Origin of the sequence: Pseudomonas sp. B7(2017) (genome assembly GCF_002112745.1) — a bacterium.
In the GTDB taxonomy this organism is placed as follows: domain Bacteria; phylum Pseudomonadota; class Gammaproteobacteria; order Pseudomonadales; family Pseudomonadaceae; genus Aquipseudomonas; species Aquipseudomonas ekonensis.
The window spans coordinates 210,593-235,312 of sequence record NZ_NEIP01000007.1 but is presented as its reverse complement, the minus strand read 5'-3'; the positions used below and the strand labels follow the sequence as shown (position 1 = coordinate 235,312).

The window sequence follows — 24,720 nt, the reverse complement described above, 5'->3', positions numbered from 1 at the left end:
GGAGCTGTCCCGTCATGCGTCCACGCGTCCCGTCCTTCCTGAAACTCGCTGCGCTCACTGCCGCACTGTTGGGTGCCGGCCATGCCGTTGCCGCTGACTCGGTCGGCATCGTGGTGTACAACGCCCAGCACGAAACCCTGACCAAGGCCTGGGTCGCGGGCTTCACCGAAGAGACCGGCATCCCGGTGACCCTACGCAACGGCGACGACACCGAGATGGGCAACCAACTGGTGCAGGAAGGCAAGGCCTCTCCGGCGGACGTGTTCCTCACCGAGAACTCCCCGGCCATGGTGCTGGTGGACAACGCCAAGCTGTTCGCGCCGGTGGCCCCGGCCACGCTGGAGCAAGTGGACGCCGCCTACCGCCCGGCCCATGGCCAGTGGGTCGGCATCGCGGCCCGTTCCACCGTGTTCGTCTACAACCCGGCCAAACTGGCGGAAAAGGACTTGCCCAAATCCCTGATGGACCTGGCGGATCCGGCCTGGAAAGGCCGCTGGGCCGCCTCACCGGCCGGCGCGGACTTCCAGGCCATCGTCGCCGCCGTCCTGCAGCAGAAAGGCGAAGCCGCCACGCTGGATTGGCTCAAGGCCATGAAAACCAACGCCACCGCCTACCGCGGCAACAGCGCGGTGCTCAAGGCCGTGAACGCCGGTCAGATCGACAGCGGCGTCATCTACCACTATTACAGCTTCGTCGATCAGTCCAAGACCGGCGAGAACAGCAAGAACACCGCCCTGCACTACTTCCGGCATCAGGATCCGGGCGCCTTCGTGAGCATTTCCGGCGGCGGCGTGCTGGCGTCCAGCAAACACCAGGAGGAAGCCCAGAAATTCCTCGAGTACATCACCGGCAAACAGGGCCAGGAGGTGCTGCGCACCGGCAAGTCGTTTGAGTACGCCGTGGGCAAGGACGCCGGTTCCAACCCCAAACTGGTGCCGTTGAAGGATCTGGGCGCGCCGAAAGTCGATGCGTCGAAGCTCGACAGCAAGAAAGCCGTCGAACTGATGACCCAGGCCGGACTGTTGTAATTGATGCATGAATCTCTGCCGGCGGGAGTCGCTGCGGCGCCTTCCGTCAACCTGTCGCGTCAGTCCCGGGCCTTCAATGGGCGCGGGAGCTCGTGGGTGGTCGTGCTGGCCGTGGCGGTGTCGCTGTTGTCGCTGCTGCCGATCGGGTTTGTGATCGGCGTGTCGTGGTACACCGGCTGGGCGACCATCGAAGCGCTGGTGTTCCGCCCGCGCGTGGCCGAGCTTCTGGTCAACACCGTGCTGCTGGTGCTGATCACCTTGCCCGTGTGCATCGTGCTCGGTACGGCGCTGGCCTGGCTCACCGAGCGCACGGACCTGCCGGGCCGGCGGATCTGGTCGCTGCTGGCGGTCGCGCCGCTGGCGGTGCCGGCCTTCGTGCACAGTTACGCCTGGGTCAGCCTGGTGCCGTCGATCCACGGGTTGCCGGCCGGTGTGCTGGTGTCCGTGATCGCCTATTTCCCGTTCCTCTATTTGCCGATCGCCGCGACGCTGCGGCGCCTGGATCCGGCCATCGAAGACGTGGCCGAGTCCCTGGGCCTGAAGCCCCGGGCGGTGTTCTTCCGGGTGGTGCTGCCGCAACTGCGCCTGGCCATCTGCGGCGGCGCGCTACTGGTGGGCCTGCATCTGCTGGCCGAATACGGCCTGTACGCGATGATCCGCTTCGACACGTTCACCACGGCGATCTTCGACCAGTTCAAGTCCACCTTCAACGGCCCGGCCGCCAACATGCTGGCCGGGGTGTTGGCGCTGTGCTGCCTGGCGATGCTCACCGCCGAGTCCGCCGCCCGGGGCCAGGCTCGCTATGCGCGGGTCGGCTCCGGCAGCGCCCGCGAGCAGCGCACCGTGCGCCTGCGCCCGGCCACCACCGCCTTGGGCCTGATCCTGCAAACGGTGACGTGTCTGCTGGCCCTGGGCGTGCCGCTGCTCACGCTCGGCCGCTGGCTGATCGCCGGCGGCGCCGAGGTCTGGCAAGGCGACGAGCTGCTGCCGGCCCTGCTCCAGACCCTGTCGTTCGGCGTCACCGGCGCGCTGCTGACCAGCCTCGCGGCGATCCCCATCGCCTGGCTGTCGATCCGTGCCCCCGGCAAGCTGCAGCGCCTGCTCGAAGGCTGCAACTACATCACCAGCGCATTGCCGGGGATCGTCGTGGCCCTGGCCCTGGTCACCGTGACGATCCATTTCGCCCGGCCGATCTACCAGACCACCCTCACCGTGCTGCTGGCGTACCTGCTGATGTTCCTGCCCCGGGCGCTGGTCAGCCTGCGCGCCGGTTTCGCCCAGGCGCCGGTGGAGCTGGAGAACATCGCCCAGAGCCTGGGGCGTTCGCCGCTGCGGGCCTTGTGGCTGATCACCCTGCGCCTGGCGGCGCCCGGTGCGGCGGCGGGCGCGGCGCTGGTGTTCCTGGCGGTCACCAACGAACTCACCGCCACCTTGCTGCTCGCGCCCAACGGCACGCGCACCCTGGCCACCGGTTTCTGGGCCATGACCAGCGAAATCGACTACGCCGCCGCTGCGCCCTACGCGCTGCTGATGGTGATCCTGTCGCTGCCGCTGACGGCCATCCTCTACCACCAATCCAGGCGCAGTGCCGGCCGATGAACGCTCTCGAACTCAAATCCCTTTGCAAGACCTTCGGCGCACAGACGGCGCTGGACGACGTCAGCCTGTCGGTGCCCGCCGGCAGCCGCACGGTGATCGTCGGCCCGTCCGGCTCGGGCAAGACCACGTTGCTGCGCATGATCGCCGGCTTCGAATTCCCCGACGCCGGCAGCCTCACGCTCAACGGCCAGACGCTGGTGGACAGCACCCATGCCGTGCCCGCCTACCAGCGCCAGATCGGCTATGTGCCGCAGGACGGCGCGCTGTTCCCGCACATGACAGTGGCCGCCAACATCGGCTTCGGCCTGGCGGAGACCGGCACCGCCCGTTCCGAACGGATCGCCGAACTGATGGACAGCGTCGCGCTCGACGCGGGCATGGCCACGCGCTGGCCCCATGAGCTGTCCGGAGGCCAGCAGCAGCGGGTGTCGCTGGCACGGGCGCTGGCCCAGCAACCGCGGCTGATGCTGCTGGACGAACCATTCTCCGCCCTCGACACCGGCCTGCGCGGCGCCATGCGCAAGATGGTCGCGCGCCTGTTGGAAGCGGCCGGCGTGACCACCATCCTGGTCACCCACGATCAAAGCGAGGCGCTGTCGTTCGCCGATCAGCTGGCGGTCATGCGCGGCGGACGTCTGGTACAGTCCGGCCACCCAATGGACCTGTACCGCTACCCGGACGACGAGCAGACCGCCCGTTTTCTCGGCGAGGCGGTGGTGATGCCCGCGCGGATCGAGGCCGGTTGGGCCGATTGCGACCTGGGCCGGGTGCCGGTCAACAGCAACGGCTTCTGCGGCGATGCGCAGATCATGCTGCGCCCCGAACAGCTGCTGCTGTCTGACACGGTCGATGCGCAGGGCTGCAACGCCGTGGTCACCGAGCGGGACTTCGGCGGCAACACCTGCACCCTGACCGTGGAGCTGCGCCCGCCGGCGGCCATGGACAGCGGGCGCTCATTGCTGGTGCGCAGCACGGGCATGCACGCGCCGTCGGCCGGCAGCGCCGTGCAACTGTCGGTGCTGGGGGCGGCCCACGTCTTCGACGCGCAGTGACCGGAGGTCGAGCGTGATCAGAGATCGAAGCGGTCCACGGCCCGCCGTCGCTCGTTGTCGTCGCGCACGTCGTAGTTGGCGGTGGTCTGGATGTTGCTGTGGTGGGCCAGCTTCTGCGCGATCGACAGGTCGTGCTCCTCGATCACCCGGGTGATGAACGAGCGGCGGAAATCGTGGGGCATGATCTTCACCCCGACCTGGGTGCCGCGCTGGCGGGCGATGTAGTAGATCGCGTGCTTGGTGATGCGCTCGCGGGTGATGTGGCTGCCGCGTCGGATGCGGTTGAACAGGAACGCATCGTCGCGCTCGCCTTCCTTGAGCTGCGAACGGCGCAGTTCGAGCCAGGCGTCGAGCTTGGCGAATGCCCAGGCCGGCGCGTACTTGATCAGTTGCTTGTTGCCCTTGCCGGTGACGCACAGGCTGCGCTCGCCGAAGTCCACCTGGTGCAGGTCCAGGTCCACCGACTCCGACTTGCGCATGCCGGTGCCGTACAGCAAGGCGATGATCGCCGCGTCGCGCAGCCCCTGCGGACGCGGGTCGGCGGCGCAGACTTCCATCAGTTCGTGGATCAGGGTGCGTTTCAGATTGCGCCCCTGGGACAGCCGTGTGCCGGCGATGCCTTTGACCGAACGCATCTTCAACAGATGTTCATGACTGATCAGGCTCATGCGCCAGGCTTCGTTCATGACGCCGCGAACGGCATTCACATACAGCGAAGAAGTGTTCGGCGCGTAGTTGTCGGCGCGCAATGCGGCGACCAGCGCAACAACATCTTCCGGTTGCAGCGCGTGCCAGGGAATGTCTTCGACGTTGACGTCTTCAAACCCCAGACGGTCGGCGGCGTCTTGCAGCACATAACGCATGGTGAGTTGGCTGGAGGGCGCCAGACGCGCCAGATACAGGGACATCGGGCTGGTTGCGGAATCTTTCGAAGGTGCAGCGGGTAAGTCGATCAAACGATAGGCCTTGAATAAAAACGGTTCAGTACTGCAACTAACAACTGTAATGAGACTGATCTAAAGAGCGTTGTCCTGTAGGACTTTTCCGCAAAAGAACGCGATAAACGGTAGAAGTCTGAACACTGGCTGTATGACTTTCAGATAAACGATTCGCCGACCGGTTTTTCATATTCCTTTCACAAAATCGAGCATAACCTTAAGTTCGATTGATCCTCAGCCGGCACCGACCAACCTGCCGGGCAACGCCTGAAAAGTCAACCAAACCCCGACGTCATGTTGTTTTGGCAACTCCTTGATGCGAAGACTTTTTTTGCGTCTACGCTGGGATTGGATCCAACAGGAAACAGATCAGTCATTTTTATTCGCAGCGAGGTGCTCATGAGTCAGGCGTTTCTCCCCTTCTCCCGCCCGAGTATCGGCGAGGAGGAAATAGCAGCCGTGGAACAGGTCCTGCGTTCAGGCTGGATCACCACCGGCCCGAAGAACCAGGCACTCGAAGAGCAATTCGCGCAATACGTCGGCTGCCGCCACGCGGTGGCGCTGTCGTCGGCCACCGGCGGCATGCACATCACCCTGCTGGCCCTGGGCATCGGCCCCGGCGATGAAGTGATCACTCCGTCGCAGACCTGGGTCTCCACCGCCAACATGATCTCGCTGCTCGGCGCCACGCCGGTGTTCGTCGATGTCGACCGCGACACCCTGATGACCGACGCCGCCCGCATCGAAGCCGCCATCACCCCGCGCACCAAAGCCATCATTCCGGTGCACTACGCCGGCGCCGCGTTCGACCTGGATCCGCTCTACGCCCTGGCCGACAAGCACGGCATCGCGGTGATCGAAGACGCCGCCCACGCCGCCGGCACCCGCTACAAGGGCCGCCACGTCGGTTCCACCGGCACCGCGATCTTCTCGTTCCATGCGATCAAGAACATGACCTGCGCCGAAGGCGCGATGTTCGTCACCGACGACGAAGCCCTGGCCAACCGCGTGCGCATGCTCAAGTTCCACGGCCTGGGCGTGGATGCCTACGACCGCCTCACCCACGGCCGCAAGCCTCAGGCCCAGGTGATGGAACCGGGCTTCAAGTACAACCTGGCCGACATCAACGCCGCCATCGCCCTGGTGCAGCTGGAGCGCCTGGACGCGATCAACGCCCGCCGCACCGAACTCGCCACCCAGTACCTGCAGCGCCTCGAAGGCCTGCCGGTGCAGCCGCTGTCGCTGCCGACCTACGCGCAGCAGCACGCCTGGCACCTGTTCATCCTGCGCATCGACAGCGAACGCTGCGGCCTGGACCGCGAGGCCTTCATGAAAGGCCTGCAGGACCTTGGCATCGGCACCGGCATCCATTTCATCGCCACCCACCTGCACACCTGGTACCGCCAGCGTGACCCCGATCTGTACCTGCCCCACACCGAATGGAACTCGGCGCGGCTGTGCTCGATTCCGTTGTTCCCCGACATGACCGGCCAGGATCTTGACCGCGTCGTCGGGGCCATTGAACACGTACTGGAAAAACGCCCGTGAGACCTTACCCAATCCATTGTGTGTCGATCGTCATCCCGGTCTACAACGAAGAGGAAAGCCTGCCGGAGCTGCTGCGCCGCACCGCCGCCGCTTGCGCCCAGCTCAAGCACGAATACGAAATCGTGCTGGTGGACGACGGCAGCCGCGACCGCTCCGCGCAATTGCTCGAAGACGCGGCCCAGGCCCCGGACAGCCCGTTCGTGGCGGTGATCCTCAACCGCAACTACGGCCAGCACGCGGCGATCATGGCCGGTTTCGAGCAGTGCAAGGGCGACGTGGTCATCACCCTCGACGCCGACCTGCAGAACCCGCCGGAAGAGATCCCGCGGCTGGTGGCCGAAGCCGAGCGCGGCTACGACGTGGTCGGCACCGTGCGCAACAACCGTCAGGACTCGGCCCTGCGCCGCTGGCCGTCGAAGCTGATCAACCTCGCCGTGCAACGCTCCACCGGCGTGGCCATGAGCGACTACGGCTGCATGCTGCGCGCCTACCGCCGCACGATCATCGACGCGATGCTGGCCTGCCGCGAGCGCAGCACGTTCATTCCGATCCTGGCCAACAGCTTCGCCCGCCACACCACTGAGATCGTCGTGGCCCACGCCGAGCGTGAGCACGGCGACTCGAAGTACAGCCCGATGCGCCTGATCAACCTGATGTTCGACTTGATCACCTGCATGACCACCACACCGCTGCGCCTGCTGAGCATCGTCGGCTTCACGATGGCGGGCCTGGGCCTGCTGTTCGCCTTCGCGCTGATCGTGCTGCGCCTGGCGCTCGGCGCCGGCTGGGGTGGCGACGGCCTGTTCGTGCTGTTCGCGGTCTTGTTCGTGTTCACCGGCGGCCAGTTCATCGGCATGGGGCTTCTGGGTGAATACCTGGGCCGCATGTACAGCGACGTGCGCGCCCGCCCGCGTTTCTTCATCGAGAAGGTGCTGCGCAGCCACCCGGCCGCGCCGGCGCCTGCCGTCACCGTCGACGGTCTCTCCACTGCCCAACATCAAAACTCCACTTCTGATCAGGTTTTCCAATGAGCGCAAAAACTGTTGTCTTCGCCTATCACGATATCGGCTGCGCCGGCATTCAAGCCCTGCTCGACAGTGGTTTCGACATCGCGGCGGTGTTCACCCACGCCGACGATCCGAAGGAAAACGCCTTCTACGCGTCGGTCGCGCAGCTGTGCGCCGACAAAGGCATCCCGGTGCACGCGCCGGAAGACGCCAACCACCCGCTGTGGGTCGAGCGCATCGCCAAGCTCAACCCCGAGTACATCTTCTCGTTCTACTACCGCAACCTGCTGAGCGAGGCCTTGCTGGCCACCGCTTCCAAGGGCGCCTACAACCTGCACGGCTCGCTGCTGCCGCGCTACCGCGGCCGGGCACCGGCCAACTGGGTGCTGGTCAACGGCGAGACCGAGACCGGCGTCACCCTGCACCGCATGGTCAAGCGCGCCGATGCCGGTGCCATCGTCGCCCAGCAACGGGTGGCCATCGAGCGCAGCGACACCGGCCTGAGCCTGCACGCCAAGCTGCGCACCGCCGCCGGCGACCTGCTGCGCGACACCTTGCCGGCGCTGCTGCAAGGCAAAGTCACCGAAACCCCGCAGGACGAGTCCAAGGCCACCGTGTTCGGCCGTCGCACCCCGGCGGACGGCAAGCTGCTGTGGAACAAGCCGGCCGAAGAACTGTTCAACCTCGTGCGCGCCGTCACCCGGCCGTATCCGGGCGCGTTCTGCGCCGTGGGCGAGCACAAGCTGATCGTGTGGAGCGCCGACGTCGTCCAGGGCAACGAAGGCCAGGCCCCGGGCCGGGTGATCAGCACCGATCCGCTGCGCATCGCCTGCGGCCAGGACTCGCTGGTGATCAACGCCGGCCAGCGCAACGACAACGGCCTGTACCTGCGCGGCCCGCAACTGGCCGACGAACTGGGCCTGGTGGACGGCTCGCTGCTGCGCGGCGCCGAGTCCGGCCGCGGCCCGCGCCGCACCCGTGTGCTGATCCTCGGCGTCAACGGCTTCATCGGCAACCACTTGTCCGAGCGCCTGCTGCGTGACGACCGCTACGAAGTCTATGGCCTGGACATCGGTTCCGACGCCATCGAACGCCTGCGCAGCCATCCGCACTTCCACTTCGTCGAAGGCGACATCAGCATTCACTCCGAGTGGATCGAGTACCACATCAAGAAGTGCGACGTGGTGCTGCCGCTGGTGGCCATCGCCACGCCGATCGAATACACCCGCAACCCGCTGCGCGTGTTCGAACTCGACTTCGAGGAAAACCTGCGGCTGGTGCGCTTCTGCGTCAAGTACAACAAGCGCGTGATCTTCCCGTCGACCTCGGAGGTCTACGGCATGTGCCAGGACCCGAACTTCGACGAAGACAGCTCCAACCTGGTGGTCGGACCGATCAACAAGCAGCGCTGGATCTACTCGGTGTCCAAGCAGCTGCTGGATCGTGTGATCTGGGCCTACGGCCAGAAAGGCCTGAACTTCACCCTGTTCCGTCCGTTCAACTGGATGGGCCCGCGCCTGGACCGCCTGGACTCGGCCCGCATCGGCAGTTCCCGCGCCATCACCCAGCTGATCCTCAACCTGGTGGAAGGCACGCCGATCCGCCTGTTCGACGGCGGCGAGCAGAAACGCTGCTTCACCGACATCGCCGACGGCGTCGAGGCCCTGGCGCGGATCATCGACAACGACAACGACGTCTGCAACGGCCAGATCATCAACATCGGCAACCCGGACAACGAAGCCAGCATCCGCCAGTTGGGCGAAGAGCTGCTGCGCCAGTTCGAAGCCCACCCGCTGCGCCACAACTTCCCGCCGTTCGCCGGTTTCCGCGACGTGGAAAGCAAGGCGTTCTACGGCGGCGGCTACCAGGACGTGTCGCACCGCAAGCCGAGCATCGCCAACGCCAAGCGCCTGCTGGACTGGGCGCCGACCGTGGAGATGCGCGAGACCATCGGCAACACCCTGGACTTCTTCCTGCGCGAGGCGATGCTCGAAATCGCCCAGCGCCCTAAAGAAGAAGCGCGCTGATGCAGGCAGGCTTGCGTATTGATGTCGATACCTTCCGCGGCACCCGTGAAGGCGTGCCGCGCCTGCTGGACATCCTCGACGAGGCGCAGGTCAAGGCGACGTTCTTCTTCAGTGTCGGCCCGGACAACATGGGCCGGCACCTGTGGCGCCTGATCCGCCCGCAGTTCCTGTGGAAGATGCTGCGCTCCAACGCCGCCGGCCTGTACGGCTGGGACATCCTGCTGGCCGGCACCGCCTGGCCGGGCAAGCCGATCGGCCGCGAGCTCGGGCACCTGATGCGCCGGGCCCGCGATGCCGGCCACGAAATCGGCCTGCACGCCTGGGACCACCACGGCTGGCAGGCCAATGCCGGGCGCTGGAGCGACGCGCAGCTGATCGAACAGATCCGCCGCGGCGTGGATACCCTCGGCGACATCGTCGGCGAAAAGATCCAGTGCTCCGCCGCTGCGGGTTGGCGGGCGGATGAGCGGGTGATCGAAGCCAAGCAGGCCTTCGGCTTTCGCTACAACAGCGATTGCCGCGGGCAGCAGGTGTTCCGGCCACTGCTCGCCGACGGCTCGGCAGGCACCCCGCAGATTCCGGTGGATCTGCCGACCTTCGACGAAGTGGTGGGCCCGACCGTGGCGGCCAAGGACTTCAACGCTTTCATCCTCGACCGGTTCCGCGACCGGCAACTCAACGTCTACACCATTCATGCCGAGGTGGAAGGGATTCTGATGGCACCTGATTTTCGACAATTGCTGGCCGATGCGCGCCGGCGCGACATCGCGTTCCGACCGCTGGGCGACCTGTTGCCCGAGTTCTTGAACACACTGCCCCTGGGCCGTGTGCAACGGGGTGCCCTGGAAGGCCGCGAAGGCTGGCTGGGAGTGCAAGGGGCATGAGCAAGCGCTGGGCGTTGCCGCTGTTGCTGTTGCTCTTTCTGCTGGCCTACCTGCTGCCGCTGGGCAGCCATGGCTTGTGGATCCCCGACGAGACCCGTTACGCGCAGATCAGCCAGGACATGCTGCTGAGCGGCAACTGGGTGTCGCCGCACTTCATGGGGCTGCGCTATTTCGAGAAGCCGATCGCCGGCTACTGGATGATCGCCCTGGGGCAGGAGCTGTTCGGGCAGAACCTGTTCGGCGTGCGTTTCGCCTCGGCCCTGAGCACGGGCCTGAGCGTGTTGCTGTGCTTTTTGGTGGCCCGGCGGCTGTGGAACGATCCGCGCAAGAGTTTCGCCTGCGCCCTGCTCTACATGAGCTTCACCGTCGTGGCCGGCCAGGCCGGGTACGCCAACCTCGATCCGCAATTCACATTCTGGGTCAACCTGAGCCTGGTGGCCTTGTGGTTCGCCCTCGACAGCCGCACCACCGGCCAACGCCTGGCGGGCTGGTCGGTGCTGGGCCTGGCCTGCGGCATGGGGTTCATGACCAAGGGCTTTCTGGCCTGGGCGCTGCCGGTGCTGATCGCCTTGCCGTGGATGCTCTGGCAGAAACGCTGGCGCGAGCTGCTGGTCTTCGGGCCGGTGGCCGTCGTGGTGGCGATCGCTGTGAGCCTGCCGTGGGTGTTGGCCGTGCATGCCCAGGAACCGGACTACTGGCGGTTCTTCTTCTGGCACGAGCACATCCGCCGTTTCGCCGGCGATGACGCCCAGCACGACGCGCCTTGGTGGTTCTACCTTCCGTTGCTGCTGGCGTTCAGCCTGCCGTGGGCCGGGCTGTGGCCGACGGCGGTGCGTCAGGCCTGGCAGACCCGTCGCGAGCCGGCCATCGCGTTCCTCGGCCTGTGGCTGGTGATGCCGCTGCTGTTCTTCAGCCTGAGCAACGGCAAGCTGCCGACCTACATCCTGCCGTGCCTGCTGCCGCTGGCCCTGTTGCTGGGCCATGTGCTGGCCGAGCGGCTGCGCCTGGAGCAAGGCCGGGCCCTGGGGTTCAACGGGCTGCTGAACATGGCGCTGGGGATCGTCACCCTCATCGCCCTGGTGTACGTGCAGCTGAAAAAGCCGCTGTACGACCACGAGCTGCACAGCCTGGTGCTGGTGTTCATCGGCCTGACCGGCTGGATCATCAGCAACCTGCTGCAGGCGTTCCGTCCGTTGCAGTGCTGGGCGGCCCCGGCGTTCGGCAGTCTGCTGTTCATCGCGCTGCTGCCGGCGGCGCTGCCCAAGTCGGTGGTGGCCAACAAGACTCCGGACCAGTTCATCCTGCATCACCAGGACGAACTGGCCGGCACCACCCACCTGCTGAGCAACGACCTCGGTGCGGCCTCGGCGCTGGCCTGGCGCCTGCAGCGCCCGAACGTGGCGTTGTACAACACCGTAGGCGAACTGAAATATGGCTTGGCCTATCCTGAGGGCATCGAGCGGCGGATCGACTCTTTCCGGGTCGAACAGTGGATGCGCGAAGCCCGCCGAACCGGTTCGGTCGGCGTGGTGATGCGCGTCAAGGGGCAGGATGAACTGGACGAAATCGATCGTCTTCCCAAGGACGGCGTCCGCTACGAACAGGGCAACCTGGTGATCATGATCCTGCCGAAGGTGGCGTCATGAGCCTGTTGCTGCTGTTGACCGCTTGCCTGCTGACGTGCCTGGGCCAGGTGGCGCAGAAATACGCCGTGGAGAGCTGGCGCGGCGTCGACTCGTCCTGGGTCGACAAGCTGCGCTCGCCCTGGCTGTGGCTGGCGCTGTTCGCCCTGGGTTCCGGCCTACTGGTGTGGCTGCTGGTGTTGCAGCGCATGGATGTGGGCATCGCCTACCCGATGCTCAGCCTCAACTTCGTCTTCATCACTCTGATCGCCCGCTTCGTGTTCCGTGAGCCCATCGACCGCCGCCACTGGTTCGGCGTGTTGCTGGTGATCGGCGGCGTGGCGCTGCTGGGGCAACAGTCATGAGCCAGAAACGCGGAATCGCCTTCGCCCTGGGCAGTGTGGCGCTGGCCAGCGGCGCGCAACTGGGCATGCGCTGGAGCATGGTGCGCCTGCCGCAGCCCCAGCAATGGCTGGAGGCGCTTGGCGCCGGCGGCATCGACCTGACCGCGCTGGCGTTGGTGGCCGCCGCGATCCTGGCCTACGCCCTGTCGATGCTCTGCTGGCTCGCCGCTCTGCGCGACGTGCCGCTGGGGCGGGCGTACTCGCTGCTCAGCGTCAGCTACGCATTGGTTTACCTGCTGGCGGCCAGCCTGCCGCTGTTCAACGAATCCTTCAGCGTTACCAAATCCCTGGGCGTGGCCTTGGTCATGCTCGGCGTCATCACCATCAACACTCGTCCGGCATGTGCGCCTGAATTGAGGAGTACCCCATGAAAATCACAGTATTCGGTAGCGGTTACGTCGGTCTGGTGCAGGCGGCCGTGCTGGCCGAGGTCGGCCACGACGTGGTGTGCATGGACATCGACGAGAAGAAAGTCGAACTGTTGCGCCAAGGCCACGTGAGCATCTTCGAACCGGGGCTGGCCAGCCTGGTGCGCGAGGGCCTGGACGGCCAGCGGCTGCAATTCACCAGCGACGAAAAGCTCGCGGTGCAGCACGGCCAGGTGGCGTTCATCGCCGTCGGCACGCCCTCTCAGGAGGACGGCTCGGCCGACCTGCGCTACGTGCTGTCGGTGGGCGACGCGGTGGCCCGCCACCGTGAGAAGCCGCTGATCCTGGTGGAGAAATCCACCGTGCCGGTGGGCACCGGCGACACCCTGCGCACGCACATCGAAAAAGCCTTGGTCAAGGCCGGCAAGCTGCTGCAGTTCGATATCGTGTCCAACCCCGAATTCCTCAAGGAAGGCTCGGCGGTCAGCGATTGCCGCCGTCCGGACCGGATCGTCATCGGCTGCGAACGCGAAGAGGTGCGCGATGTGATGCGCGACCTGTACTCGCCGTTCAACCGCAACCACGACCGCATCATGTTCATGGACCTGCGCAGCGCCGAACTGACCAAGTACGCCGCCAACTGCATGCTGGCGACCAAGATCAGCTTCATCAACCAGATCGCCGAACTGGCCGAACACCTGGGGGCCGACATCGAGTCGGTGCGTCAGGGCATCGGCGCCGACACCCGCATCGGCTACCACTTCATCTACCCCGGCTGCGGCTACGGCGGCTCGTGCTTCCCCAAAGACATGCGCGCCCTGATCCACAGCGCCGAGGAAGCCCACTGCTCCAGCGACCTGCTGCAAGCGGTGGAAGCCATCAACCAGCGGCAGAAGCACAAGCTGTTCGAACGCATCAACGCGTTCTACAAGGGTGAACTGCGCGGCAAGACCTTCGCCCTCTGGGGCCTGGCGTTCAAGCCCAACACCGACGACATGCGCGACGCGCCGAGCCGGGTGCTGCTCGAATCGCTGTGGGCCGCCGGCGCCAACGTGCGGGCGTTCGACCCCGAAGCGATGCAGGAAACCCAGCACCTGTACCCGGACGAGTCGAAGCTGATGCTGATGGGCACCCCCGAATCGGTGCTGGCCGGTTCCGACGCGCTGATCATCTGCACCGAATGGCAGCAGTTCAAGGCGCCGGACTTCGACCTGATCAAGCAGCGCCTCAAGGATCCGGTGATCTTCGACGGCCGCAACCTGTACGACGCCGAACGCCTGGCCCGCAACGGCTTCCATTACTTCCCGATGGGCCGGGGGGAATCGCGCACGCTGCCGATTCCGCTGCAGCAGTGGCCTCACACCTCGGACGTCGCTTGACCGCGCTGTCGCCTGCCGTCCGCCGGCAGTCCCTGGTTGCGGGGCTGCTGGCGTTGCTGCTGTTCATCGCCGGGGTGTACGGGCAGGCCCCCATCGGTTTCGATTCACGGTTCGTGCTGTTCGCCCAGGAGATGCTGCGCCACGGGCCGACGGTGTTCCCCACCACTTACGGCGAGCCGTATGCCGACTACTCGGCGCTGTCGACGCTGTTCGTCTGGCTGCTGTCCCTGCCCTTCGGCGCGGTCAACAGCCTGACGGCGTGGTTGCCCAGCGCCGTGGCGGGCGCGGTGACCGTGACCTTGATGTACCGGCTGCTGGCGGTGCATTCGGTTCGCTGGGCGCTGACCGCCGTCGCCCTGCTGATGCTGACTGTCACCTTCGTCACCGAAGTGCGGGCGGTGTCCCAGGACCTGATGCTTGCGGCGGTGGCGCTGGCGGTGTTTTACCTCGGCTACGCCCATGACCATTTCGGCGCCGGCCGGCGCTGGCCGCTGGTCTTTGCGTTGCTGCTGCTCGGTTTCGGCATCCGCGGGCCCATCGGCCTGGTGGTGCCGACCGGCATGCTGTGCAGCTATTACTTGCTCGAACGCCAATGGGTGCGGTTGCTGCTGTTCGGCGTGCTGGCCTCGGTGCTGCTGGCGGCGTGCGTCGGCCTGCTGTTGTGGCTGGCCAAGGTCAGCGGCGGCCCGGCGTTCGTCCAGGACGTGATCCGCATGCAGTTCATGGGGCGCATGGACGGCAGCGAAGGCGTCAGCGGCTCGCTCTATTACTTCACCAGTTCGCTGGGCAACTATGCGCTGGCCTATCCGCTGGCGTTGCTGGCCCTGGCGGCGGCGTGGCTGAGCAAGCCCCGCCAGCGCGGACCGGCCTTGCGCCTGGTGCAGTATTGCGCGGCGGCGGGGTTGATCGTGATGGTCGGCCTGTCGATCCCACAGGCGAAGAAGGCCCGTTACCTGCTGCCGATGCTGCCGATGGCGGCGATCATTGCGGCGTATCCGTTCCAGGTCGCCCATGGCCGGGTGTTCGCTTGGCTGCGCGGGGTGATTCAAGGCCTGTGGCTGGTGACGCCGGGGTTGCTGATGGTGGCTTTGCTGGTTGCCCGGAAGAGATTTCCGGAGCATCTGACGGGGTTGCTTCCGGTGCTGATCGTGTTGGGCGTCCTGCAACTGGCGGCGTTGTCGCGGCTGTGGCGGCCGCGCTGGCGGGCCGAGACGCTGGCCTTCAGCGCGGTGCTGGCGTTGTGGGCGGTGTATGCGCTGGTGTTCGAACCGGTGGAGCGTCAGCTCTACGACACCCGCACCTTCAGCCGGGCCGTGCTCGCCCAGGTGGAGCAGAACCCTGCGCCGCTGGTGCTGCAAGGCATGGGCAAGGACGCCAAGGCGATCAAGTTCATGGTCAACGTCGAGAAGGACCTGCAACCGCAGTTCAGCGATTCCCTCCAGGCGCTGGAAACCCTCAAGGGACCGGCCTGGCTGATGATGGACCGCAGCGACTACCAGACCTTGAAAGGCACGCCGTTGGGTGACGCGCCGCCGGTGCTGAGCGGCCGTTTCGACAAAAACGACTATGTGCTGCTGTGGCTGAAGCCGTAACCTGCGGGTTTTCCCTGCGACTGGAGCGGCTTCTCCCATGACATTCAGCGTGCGCCCGGCCCGTGAATCGGACGCCAGCGCCCTGCCCGCCCTGGAGCGGTCGGCGGCGCGGCTGTTCCGCCTCGACCCTTCCCTTGCCTGGCTGGCCGACGCCCCGGTGCCCGACGCCGAACAGCATCGGCAGGCCATTCGAACGGCACGGGTGTGGGTGGCGCAAGGCATTGACGGACAACTTTCAGGCTTCTTGCGGGCGGTGCAAACCGATCGTCAACTGCATATCGAAGAATTGTCCGTTGGGCAGGACTTCCAGGGTCTGGGCATCGGCCGCAAGTTATTGTCGGCGGCCATTGAACAGGCACGCCACGAGCAACTTGCCGCGGTGACGCTGACCACCTTTCGCGATGTGCCGTGGAATGCGCCGTTCTATCAACGGATGGGATTCGAGTTGTTGAGCCCGGAACAAACCGGCCCGCGTCTGAGCGAAGTTCTGAACAACGAAATCGCCCACGGATTGCCTGGTGAGCGCCGTTGCGCAATGGCACTGACGCTGGGCTGAGATCAGGCCGACGCCTTCAGATCGACGCCCAAGGCGTGGGCGAACGCCTTCACCAACGGGCTGCGCACGGTGTTGTGGCGCAGGATCAGACTGAACGGCGTGACGATGTTGATCACCTGCGGGCGCACCGCCCGGAACTGCCCGGCCGCCACCCATGAGGCGGCGTAGTGCTGGGGCAGGAAACCCACGAAACGCCCGGTCTTGATCAGCAGCGCCACGGCTTCGACCTGGGTCGCCGACGCGGAAAAACTGTCGTAGCGCGCATGGTTGAGCTTGTCCCGGTGGATCGCGTAGCGGTGGTTGATGCAGGCATGGTCCAGCAGCACGTCACTGCCCATCTGCGCCTCCGGCATGTCGAACAGCGGGTGGCCGACTGCGCAGTAGACTTCCGAGCGCTCTTCGTACAACGGGTAATAATCAAACTCTTCCCGCCGTTGATAGACCGGCACGATTCCGGCAACTAAGCGACCTTCCACAACGCCTCTTTCGACTTCATCTAGCTGGGTCGCCTGAAGTTGAAACCTTACTTTCGGCGATTCTTCATTCATGCGTTTAAGCGCTGCAACTAACGGCGAATTAACGTCGCTGATCGTATTGTCGATGACGCCAATACCAAGGTCGCCGATCAGTTCATTCTGCGCAGAACTAAGCCGATCCCGAAAGTTGTCGACCGAGGCAAACAGGTCAATCGACGCCTGATACACCAGACGCCCTTCCTCGGTCAGGTGGAACCCCTCGCGCCCGCGGGTGCACAGGCGCATGCCGATGCGGATCTCAAGGTCGGAGATCTGCTTGCTGATGGCCGCAAGGCCCACGTTCAGCTCATTCTGGGCGGCACTGAAGCCGCCGGCCTCGACCACGGCCTTGAACACCTTGAGCAGTTTGAAGTCCAGTCCGCTGAGGGCCAGCGGCGCCCGGTGGGCAGTCTTCACCGGCGGGTTTCCGGAATTGGAAAGTGGGGTTTCCATAATGCTGATTTACCTCTGGCGCAATGTTCAACAATCTGTGTCCAACAACAAAAACATCGCCGACCAATAATAATGAACACAGAAAACAAGGCTTGGCAACCGCCAAAAAATCCCGCACATCAGTGCCAACTCACTGATCGCAAAACATTAAAAGCTGACACTTCGATCAGCTCTCGCGACATTGCAACTGCCCTCTTGAAGACTGCTTCGGCCTGATTCCGTCCGCTGTTTTTTCAGCGTGAGCGGCAGGCCGTGCACACCGATTTCAGTTCGCGTTACCGACGAGGAAAACAACACATGTCACAAGCCACCGACCGTCTCTGGGGCGCCCGTTTCAAAAGCGGTCCGTCCGCTGCCCTGGCGGCCCTGTCCCGTTGCCCCGAGCGCTATTTCCGCCTCACCCCGTACGACCTGGCGGGCTCCAAGGCCCACGCCGGCGAACTGCAGCGGGCCGGCCTGCTCGACGGGCAGGAAACCCGCACGATGATCGAGGCCCTGGACGCCATCGGCGCCGACTTCGCCGCCGGGCGCATCGCCCCGACCCTGGACGACGAAGACGTCCACACCTTCATCGAACGCCTGCTGACCGAACGCCTCGGCGCCTTGGGCGGCAAGCTGCGCGCCGGCCGTTCGCGCAACGACCAGACCGCCAACGACCTGCGTCTGTTCCTGCGTGACCACGTGCGCACCCTGGCCGTGGAAGTCCTGGCCCTGCAACAGGCCCTGGTGGACCAGGCCGAGCAACATGTGGAGAGCATCTGCCCCGGCTTCACCCACCTGCAGCAGGCCCAACCGATCGTGTTCGCCCATCACCTGCTGGCCCACGCCCAAGCGATGCTGCGTGACGTGCAGCGGCTGGCGGACTGGGATGCGCGCACGTCGCTGTCGCCTTTGGGCGCCGCGGCCATGGCCGGCTCCGCCATCGCCCGCCAGCCACAGCAGTCGGCCAAGGAAATGGGCTACGCCGGCGTCTGCGAGAACTCCATCGACGCCGTCGCCAGCCGCGACCACGTCGCCGAATTCCTGTTCATCGCCAGCATGCTGGGGATCAACATCTCGCGCCTGGCCGAAGAGTTCTGCCTGTGGTCGTCGCGCCAGTTCCGCTGGGTCGACCTGGACGACGCCTATGCCACCGGCAGCTCGATCATGCCGCAGAAGAAAAACCCGGACATCGCCGAACTGGCGCGGGGCAAGGCCGGGCGCCTGATCGGCAACCTGACCGGCCTGCTGTCCACCCTCAAGTCCCTGCCGCTGTCGTACAACCGCGACCTGAGCGAGGACAAGAACGGCGTGCTCGACAGCGTCGACACCCTGCTGCTGGTGCTGCCGGCCATGGCCGGGATGGTCGCGACCATGACCGTCAACGTCGAGGAACTGCGGCGCCAGGCACCGTTGGGCTTCACCCTCGCCACTGAAGTCGCCGACTGGCTGGCGGTGCGCGGCGTGCCGTTCAAGGAAGCCCACGAGATCACCGGTGCCCTGGTGCAGGCCTGCGAGAAGCACGGCATCGAGCTGTGGGAAGCCTCGCCGGCCCTGCTGGCGGAAATCGACCCGCGCCTGACCGCCGACGTGCGCGACAGCCTGACCCTGGAAGCCGCCATCGCCGCCCGCAGCGGCTGGGGCGGCACCGCGCCGCAGCAGGTGCGCGAGCAGATCGGCCGGCTCAAGACCGCCCTCGCTGCGCAGCAGGCGTGGACAGAAGACTACCGGGGCTTGCGCCTCTAAGACACGACCGCGGCCCCTGTGGGAGCTGGCTTGCCAGCGATAGCGTCCAGACCGTCGACATCGATGCCGGATGACCACCGCAATCGCTGGCAAGCCAGCTCCCACAAGGACCGGTGTCGGATTTGAAAGTACAGTTCGGAGAAACACCATGAGCCAGACTCAGGCAGAACGACTCCAGGCGGAGCGCAAACTGGCGGAGAACCAGTTCGACATCACCCAGTACCAACATGTGCCGCGGCGCTACTACGGGCGGATCTTCTTCGCCACCGTGATCGTCATCGCACTCATCGGCCTGGTGCGGGCCTTCGCCGAAGGCAAGATCGAATGGTCGTACATCGGCCAGTTCCTCACCTCCGAAGCGATCATGTGGGGCCTGTTCAACACCATCGTCATGGCCGTGCTGGCCATGGCCCTGGGCATCGTGTTCGGGGTGATCACGGCGATCATGCGCATGTCGGCCAACCCGATCCTGCGCTACGTGGCGCTGACCTACACCTGGCTGTTCCGGGGCACGCCGCTGATCCTGCAGCTGCTGCTGTGGTTCAACCTGGCGCTGATCTTCCCCACGGTCGGCATTCCCGGCCTGTTCGAGCTCGACACCGTGAGCCTGATGACGCCGTTCGTGGCCGCCCTGCTCGGCCTGAGCATCAACCAGGGCGCCTACACCGCCGAAGTGGTGCGCGCCGGCCTGCTGTCGGTGGACACCGGGCAATACGAGGCGGCCAAGTCGATCGGCATGCCGCGCCTGCAGGCGCTGCGCCGGATCATCCTGCCCCAGGCCATGCGCATCATCATTCCGCCGGTGGGCAACGAATTCATCGGCATGGTCAAGATGACCTCGCTGGCCAGCGTCATCCAGTACTCGGAACTGCTCTACAACGCCCAGAACATCTACTACGCCAACGCCCGGGTGATGGAGCTGCTGATCGTCGCCGGCATCTGGTACCTGGCCACCGTCACGGTGCTGTCCTTTGGTCAAAGCCGCCTGGAGCGCCGTTTCGCTCGCGGCGCCGGCAAGCGCTCGTAAGCCGCGCAGGAGAATCGAACATGAGAAGCATCGTCAAGGCCGTGGCCCTGAACAAGTATTACGACCAGTACCACGCCCTCAAGGACATCAACATCGAGGTCGAGCAAGGCGAAGTGCTGTGCATCATCGGCCCGTCGGGCTCGGGCAAGAGCACCCTGCTGCGCTGCGTCAACCAGCTGGAGAAGATCGACAAGGGCGGCCTGTGGGTCGACGGCGAACTGGTGGGCTACCGCGTCGTCGGGCACAAGCTGCACGAGCTGACCGAGACCCAGATCGCCCGCCAGCGCCTGGCCACCGGCATGGTGTTCCAGCGCTTCAACCTGTTTCCGCACATGACCGTGCTGCAAAACATCATCGAAGGCCCGTGCCAGGTGCTCAAGCGTTCGCCCAAGGAGGCCCACGAAGAGGCCCTGGAACTGCTGGCCCGGGTCGGCCTGGCCGACAAGCGCAACAGCTACCCGATCGAACTGTCGGGCGGCCAGCAGCAACGGGTGGCGATCGCCCGCGCCCTGGCCATGCGGCCCAAGCTGATGCTGTTCGATGAACCCACTTCGGCACTCGACCCGGAACTGGTCGGTGAGGTGCTGTCGGTGATGCGCGACCTGGCGCAGACCGGCATGACCATGATCGTCGTCACCCATGAACTGGGCTTCGCCCGGGAGGTTTCCAACCGCATGGTGTTCATGGACGGCGGCCAGATCGTGGAGGCTGGAAGCCCCGAAGAAATACTAATAAGCCCGCAAAACCCGCGCACCCAAAGCTTCATTTCTGCCGTTCGAACCTGAGGCCCCCTTGGCCTTCACAACACTCATAAGAGAACGTCCATGAAGAACTTCGTCATTCCAGCAGTACTCGCTTCGTTCATGTCTTGCGGTTTCGCCACCGCCGCCGACTTGCCGGCCAGCATCAAGGCCAAGGGCGAGATCGTCGTGGCGATCATGCCCAACTACCCGCCGATGGATTTCAAGGATCCGGCCACCAACCAGCTCACCGGCCTGGACTACGACCTGGGCAACGCCCTGGCCGAGCGCCTGGGGGTCAAGATCAAATGGCAGGAGACCGGCTTCGAGCAGATGATCAACGCCCTGACCACCGACCGCGTGGACATGGTGCTGTCGGGCATGACCGACACCGCCGAGCGCCAGGCCAGCGTGACCTTCGTCGACTACTTCACCAGCGGGCCGCAGTTCTACACCTTGCAGAAGAACGCCGCGACCAACGAGATCATCGACCTGTGCGGCAAGAAAGTCGGCACCAGCCGCCGCACCACCTTCCCGTCGGAGATCGCCGAATGGAGCAAGGCCAACTGCGAGGCGGCGGGCAAGCCTGCGATCACGGTGATCGGCACCGAAGGCTCGGCCGACGCCCGCGCCCAGCTGCGCCAGAGCCGGATCGACGCGGCGATGCAGGGCAGCGAAACCCTGTCGTACCTCAAGACCCAGGAAAAGGACATGTACAAGACCGTCGGCCAGCCGATCTCCGTGCAGTTCACCGGCCTTGGCGTGAGCAAGAAGAAGCCTGAGCTGAGCGAGGCGGTGAAAGTCGCGTTGCAGAGCATGGTGGATGACGGCAGCTACGGCGCGATCCTGAAGAAATGGGACCTGGAACTGGGCGCGATCAAGAACGTGACCGTCAACGCCGGCAAGTGAGCCTGCGGGAGCGGGCCTGATCGCGATGGCGGTGTCGGCTGTACCGGCCTCATCGCGGGCAAGCCCGCTCCCACAGGAATCCCGGTCGTACACAGAACCCGGGCCCGACATTTAACCCTGTGGGAGCGGGCTTGCCCGCGATAGGGCCGGATCAGGCGAAATCTCCGGCCAATGACACACCGCAAGGCCGCCCCCGCAAGGTCTTGTGTTTATCCATTGATGGTTGGAGTGCCTGTGATGTCCTCCCCGCTTCCCCCCACCTGGCCCGACGGGCACAAAGCCTGTCTGGCCCTGGCCTTCGACCTCGACGGCCCCACCGGCGACGCCATGCTCAACGGCTCGATCTGGCGCAAGCCCGAGTATTTCGGCTTCGGCGGCTACGGCCCTTACCGTGCCTTGCCGCGCCTGTTGGACCTGCTCGACGCGTTCAGGCTGCCGACCACGTTCTTCGTCCCGGCCTGGGTCGTGGAGAACTGGCCAAGGCAATGCCAGGCCATCGTCGAGCGCGGCCATGAGGTGGCCTACCACGGCTACAAGCACGAATCCTTCTACGCCCTGACGCTCGACGAGCAGCAGGCCGTCATGCAGAAATCCCGCGAGGTGTTCTGGCAGCACCTGCACATCCGCGCCGAGGGTTTCCGCACCCCGTCCGGCGACTGGCGCGCCGAGACCCCGAAGATGCTCGCCGACAACGGCGTCATCTATTCCAGCAGCATGCGCGGCGACGACCGCCCGTACCTGGTCGACGTGCCGGGCCACGCCACGCCGCTGGTGGAGATCCCCGGCCGCTGGGAAATGGACGACTACGCCTCCCTCGCCTACACCCGCGCGCCGAACTTCCCGTCCGGCCTGGACCGCACCGCCAGCTACGCCCTGACCCTGGACAACTGGCGGCGCGAGTACGACGGCGCGATGGACGAAGGGCTGTGCCTGACCACCCTGTTCCACCCGAAAATCACCGGCAAGCCTGGGCGCATCCTGCTGCTGGAACAACTCTTCGAACACATGCGCGAGCGTGACGACGTGTGGTTCGCCACCTGCCGCGACGTCGCCCGCTGGTGGCTCAAGGAGCATCACCATGACTGACGCCACCGTCTGGCCTGCCGGCCGCCGCTGCGCCGTGGCGCTGACCGTCGACTACAACGACATCCACGGCATTCTCACCCAGGCCCCCGAAGTGGCCGGGCGCGACAAGACCCTGTCGGTGTGGCGCTACGGCACCCAACGGGGCATCGAACGGCTGTTGCGGCTGTTCAAGGAACTGGAAGTGACCGCCACCTGGTTCGTCCCCGGCATCGTCGCCGAAGAGAACCCGCAGCACATCGCCGCGATCCTGGCCGACGGGCACGAAATCGCCTGTGCCGGCTACCGCCACCAGGACTACGACACCCTGGACCTGGCGGCGCAACGCGCCGAGGTGGCCAAGGGCTGCGCGGCGCTGCAAACGCTGACCGGGCAACGCCCGACCGGTTTCCGCATTCCGGCCGGCAACGGCGCGCCGGGGTTCATCGAAGCGCTGCGCGACGAAGGCATTCGCTGGTCGTCCTCATGGCGCGGCGATGACCTGCCGTTCGCCCACCCGACGGCGCCGGACGTAATCGAGCTGCCGCTGCACTACGAACTGGAAGACGAACCCTACTTCGCCTTCAACCTGAGCCCCGCCGTACCGCCGGCCCAGTCGCGGATCGCCTCCTACAGCCACACGCTGCGCAACCTGCTGCTGGACTTCGCCGGTTTCCACCGGTTCGGCCTGTGCTACGTGCTGCGCCTGCACCCGGAAATCATCGCCACGCCGGGCCGGATCGGCGTGCTGCGCGAGCTGCTGGAGAGCATCCGCCAGCACGGCGACGTGTGGATCGCCAGCGGCGCCGACATCGCCCGATGGTGGGCACAGAAGGCTGAAGCGGTGGGCGCGGATCATCCCGCCTCGGTGTATGAGCGGCATTATCGGGATTACCTCACATGACCGAATCGATGCAGCGGTTGGCGCAGTTCTGCGTCGAAACCCGGTTCGAAGCACTGCCCGAGGCGCTGGTGGCCCAGGCCAAGCGGCACATCCTCGACACTTTCGGCGCAGCGCTCGCCGGGGCGGACAGCCGCGTGGCGCTTCAGGCGCAACGGCTGTTCGCCAGCGCCCCCGGAACCGTGCCGGTCTGGGGCACTTCACAGCGGGTCGGGGCCGGCGATGCCGCATTGCTCAACGGCATCGCCGCCCACGCGCTGGAGCTGGACGACACCGGCGGCTGCGACCACTCCGGCGCCGTGGTGCTGCCGGCGGCGATGGCCGCACTGTCGCTGGCGGAGCGCCCGGTGAGCGGTCGCGAGTTCATCACCGCCGTGGTGATCGGCTACGAGATCGGCCGACGGGTGCTGGAAGCCTGCGGCAGCTATTCGGCCCACAACGGCGCCGGCTGGCACTCGACCGCCACCTGCGGGGTGTTCGGCGCGGCGGCGGCCAGCGCGCGGATCTTCGGCCTGGACGCGGCGCAGACCGTGTCGGCACTGGGCATCGCCGGCAGTTTCAGCGGCGGTCTGTGGGCGTTCATCCACGACGGCTCGCAGAGCAAGAAACTGCACAGCGGCCGCGCCGCCGAGGGCGGGTTGCTCGCCGCCCGCTTCGCCCGCGAAGGGATCAGCGGACCGTCGCAACTGTTCGATGACGTGTGGGGCGGCTTTCTCAAGACTCTCGCGCCAGGCACCGCGCAACCGGCGGCGCTGGTGGCGGACCTGGGCCAGGTGTGGAAACTCGCCCGCTGTTCGATCAAGCCTTATGCGGCGTGCCGAGGGACGCATTCGGCGATCGATGCGTTGGGGCTGCTGATGGCGCAGCTCAAGGTCGAGGCGCCTCAGGTGGAAGACGTCCAAGTGCGCCTGTGCGGCTTTTTGCAGGCCATGTGCGGCGGGCGCGACACCGCTTCGCTGGCGGCGGCGCAGATGAGCCTGCCCTACGCCCTCGCGGCGCGGCTGGCGCATGGGCATTGCCGGCTCTCGGCCTACGACGACGCCCGGCGCGACGATCCGGACATTGCCCGGTGGATGACGCGGATTCGCCTTGAAGTGGACGGGCAACTGTCCGAGGATGGCGAGCCGGTCGTCAGCGTGCGCACCGTGGACGGGCGTGAGGCCAGCCTGTGCGTCGAGGTGCCGTTGGGGGCGCCGGGCAATCCGCTGAGCGATGCGGCGCTGGAGGAGAAGTTCTTCAGCCTGGCGCTGCGGGCGTTGCCTCAGGAGCGGGCCGAAGGGTTGCTGGAACGATTGCGGCATCTGGAGTCGCTGGAATCGGTATCGGGGCTTGAGCCGTGGCTGACGTGATTGTTGGGGGGCCGCATTTGGCCTCATCGCTGGCA

22 protein-coding genes are annotated in these 24,720 nt (G+C 65.7%); 20 read left to right on the top strand and 2 right to left on the bottom strand.

Translation table 11 applies throughout. The annotated features are described in order from the left end of the window. The first annotated feature begins 14 nt into the window (after positions 1 to 14). Genes CAG29_RS15905 through CAG29_RS15895 form a run of 3 tightly spaced genes read left to right on the top strand, consistent with a single transcriptional unit; the run spans position 15 to position 3,679 of the window. Complete coding sequence (locus CAG29_RS15905) at positions 15 to 1,028, top strand: iron ABC transporter substrate-binding protein (protein ID WP_085639584.1); 1,014 nt, start codon at positions 15 to 17, stop codon at positions 1,026 to 1,028. A gap of 3 nt (positions 1,029 to 1,031) precedes the next feature. Next, entirely contained in the window at positions 1,032 to 2,627 is a 1,596-nt protein-coding gene (locus CAG29_RS15900) for an iron ABC transporter permease (protein WP_085632539.1), read from the top strand. Continuing rightward, the gene (locus CAG29_RS15895) at positions 2,624 to 3,679 is read left to right on the top strand and encodes an ABC transporter ATP-binding protein (protein ID WP_085694761.1); all 1,056 of its coding nucleotides are present in this window, start codon (positions 2,624 to 2,626) and stop codon (positions 3,677 to 3,679) included. The genes CAG29_RS15900 and CAG29_RS15895 overlap by 4 nt, the downstream gene beginning before the upstream one ends. 17 nt (positions 3,680 to 3,696) lie before the next feature. Here CAG29_RS15895 and xerC read toward each other — a convergent pair whose 3' ends face one another. Then, positions 3,697 to 4,587 (bottom strand): tyrosine recombinase XerC, encoded by an 891-nt coding sequence (gene xerC / locus CAG29_RS15890; protein ID WP_085583023.1) that lies wholly within the window; start codon positions 4,585 to 4,587, stop codon positions 3,697 to 3,699. A 429-nt stretch (positions 4,588 to 5,016) separates the two neighbouring features. Between xerC and arnB the strand changes: the two genes are divergently transcribed. The 10 genes from arnB to CAG29_RS15840 are packed head-to-tail and all read left to right on the top strand — an operon-like array spanning position 5,017 to position 16,004. Next, positions 5,017 to 6,165 (top strand): UDP-4-amino-4-deoxy-L-arabinose aminotransferase, encoded by a 1,149-nt coding sequence (gene arnB / locus CAG29_RS15885; protein ID WP_085583025.1) that lies wholly within the window; start codon positions 5,017 to 5,019, stop codon positions 6,163 to 6,165. Beyond that, positions 6,162 to 7,196 carry an undecaprenyl-phosphate 4-deoxy-4-formamido-L-arabinose transferase gene (gene arnC, locus CAG29_RS15880; RefSeq protein WP_085583027.1) on the top strand — a complete coding sequence of 345 codons (1,035 nt, stop codon included), beginning with the start codon at positions 6,162 to 6,164 and terminating at the stop codon, positions 7,194 to 7,196. Before arnB ends, arnC begins: the two co-directional genes overlap by 4 nt. Next, entirely contained in the window at positions 7,193 to 9,199 is a 2,007-nt protein-coding gene (gene arnA, locus CAG29_RS15875) for a bifunctional UDP-4-amino-4-deoxy-L-arabinose formyltransferase/UDP-glucuronic acid oxidase ArnA (protein ID WP_085583029.1), read from the top strand. Before arnC ends, arnA begins: the two co-directional genes overlap by 4 nt. Then, on the top strand, positions 9,199 to 10,083 hold the full coding sequence (arnD, locus tag CAG29_RS15870) for a 4-deoxy-4-formamido-L-arabinose-phosphoundecaprenol deformylase (RefSeq protein WP_085639587.1): 885 nt from the start codon (positions 9,199 to 9,201) through the stop codon (positions 10,081 to 10,083). The genes arnA and arnD overlap by 1 nt, the downstream gene beginning before the upstream one ends. Then, positions 10,080 to 11,729 (top strand): lipid IV(A) 4-amino-4-deoxy-L-arabinosyltransferase, encoded by a 1,650-nt coding sequence (gene arnT, locus CAG29_RS15865; protein ID WP_085694759.1) that lies wholly within the window; start codon positions 10,080 to 10,082, stop codon positions 11,727 to 11,729. The genes arnD and arnT overlap by 4 nt, the downstream gene beginning before the upstream one ends. Further along, complete coding sequence (gene arnE / locus CAG29_RS15860; RefSeq protein WP_085583035.1) at positions 11,726 to 12,070, top strand: 4-amino-4-deoxy-L-arabinose-phosphoundecaprenol flippase subunit ArnE; 345 nt, start codon at positions 11,726 to 11,728, stop codon at positions 12,068 to 12,070. The genes arnT and arnE overlap by 4 nt, the downstream gene beginning before the upstream one ends. After that, on the top strand, positions 12,067 to 12,480 hold the full coding sequence (arnF, locus tag CAG29_RS15855) for a 4-amino-4-deoxy-L-arabinose-phosphoundecaprenol flippase subunit ArnF (RefSeq protein WP_085583037.1): 414 nt from the start codon (positions 12,067 to 12,069) through the stop codon (positions 12,478 to 12,480). Before arnE ends, arnF begins: the two co-directional genes overlap by 4 nt. Continuing rightward, positions 12,477 to 13,856 (top strand): UDP-glucose/GDP-mannose dehydrogenase family protein, encoded by a 1,380-nt coding sequence (locus tag CAG29_RS15850; protein ID WP_085583039.1) that lies wholly within the window; start codon positions 12,477 to 12,479, stop codon positions 13,854 to 13,856. Before arnF ends, CAG29_RS15850 begins: the two co-directional genes overlap by 4 nt. Continuing rightward, on the top strand, positions 13,853 to 15,448 hold the full coding sequence (locus CAG29_RS15845; RefSeq protein ID WP_139831370.1) for a glycosyltransferase family 39 protein: 1,596 nt from the start codon (positions 13,853 to 13,855) through the stop codon (positions 15,446 to 15,448). Before CAG29_RS15850 ends, CAG29_RS15845 begins: the two co-directional genes overlap by 4 nt. Positions 15,449 to 15,485: 37 nt before the next feature. Next, a complete protein-coding gene (locus CAG29_RS15840; protein WP_085583043.1) occupies positions 15,486 to 16,004 on the top strand; it encodes a GNAT family N-acetyltransferase in 519 nt (172 codons plus the stop codon). A gap of 2 nt (positions 16,005 to 16,006) precedes the next feature. Here the strand turns inward: CAG29_RS15840 and CAG29_RS15835 are convergent, their stop codons facing one another. Further along, positions 16,007 to 16,972: a LysR family transcriptional regulator gene (locus CAG29_RS15835; protein ID WP_085583045.1), complete on the bottom strand. Its 966-nt coding sequence runs from the start codon at positions 16,970 to 16,972 to the stop codon at positions 16,007 to 16,009. 297 nt (positions 16,973 to 17,269) lie between these two features. On the opposite strand from CAG29_RS15835, the gene argH reads away from it, so the two are divergent. The 7 genes from argH to CAG29_RS15800 all read left to right on the top strand — a co-directional run bounded on the left by argH (position 17,270) and on the right by CAG29_RS15800 (position 24,685). After that, entirely contained in the window at positions 17,270 to 18,697 is a 1,428-nt protein-coding gene (argH, locus tag CAG29_RS15830; protein ID WP_085583047.1) for an argininosuccinate lyase, read from the top strand. Between the two features lie 148 nt (positions 18,698 to 18,845). Then, positions 18,846 to 19,724, top strand: a complete 879-nt coding sequence (locus CAG29_RS15825; protein WP_085583049.1) for an amino acid ABC transporter permease — start codon at positions 18,846 to 18,848, stop codon at positions 19,722 to 19,724. A gap of 20 nt (positions 19,725 to 19,744) precedes the next feature. After that, positions 19,745 to 20,509: an amino acid ABC transporter ATP-binding protein gene (locus tag CAG29_RS15820; RefSeq protein ID WP_085583052.1), complete on the top strand. Its 765-nt coding sequence runs from the start codon at positions 19,745 to 19,747 to the stop codon at positions 20,507 to 20,509. 39 nt (positions 20,510 to 20,548) lie between these two features. Then, positions 20,549 to 21,373, top strand: coding sequence for an ABC transporter substrate-binding protein (locus CAG29_RS15815; protein WP_085583054.1), 825 nt, complete (start codon positions 20,549 to 20,551; stop codon positions 21,371 to 21,373). Positions 21,374 to 21,610: 237 nt separating this feature from the next. After that, positions 21,611 to 22,459, top strand: a complete 849-nt coding sequence (locus CAG29_RS15810) for a polysaccharide deacetylase (protein ID WP_085583056.1) — start codon at positions 21,611 to 21,613, stop codon at positions 22,457 to 22,459. Further along, positions 22,452 to 23,339 (top strand): polysaccharide deacetylase, encoded by an 888-nt coding sequence (locus tag CAG29_RS15805; RefSeq protein ID WP_085694757.1) that lies wholly within the window; start codon positions 22,452 to 22,454, stop codon positions 23,337 to 23,339. The genes CAG29_RS15810 and CAG29_RS15805 overlap by 8 nt, the downstream gene beginning before the upstream one ends. Beyond that, the gene (locus CAG29_RS15800) at positions 23,336 to 24,685 is read left to right on the top strand and encodes an MmgE/PrpD family protein (RefSeq protein ID WP_085694755.1); all 1,350 of its coding nucleotides are present in this window, start codon (positions 23,336 to 23,338) and stop codon (positions 24,683 to 24,685) included. Before CAG29_RS15805 ends, CAG29_RS15800 begins: the two co-directional genes overlap by 4 nt. Positions 24,686 to 24,720: the final 35 nt, after the last annotated feature.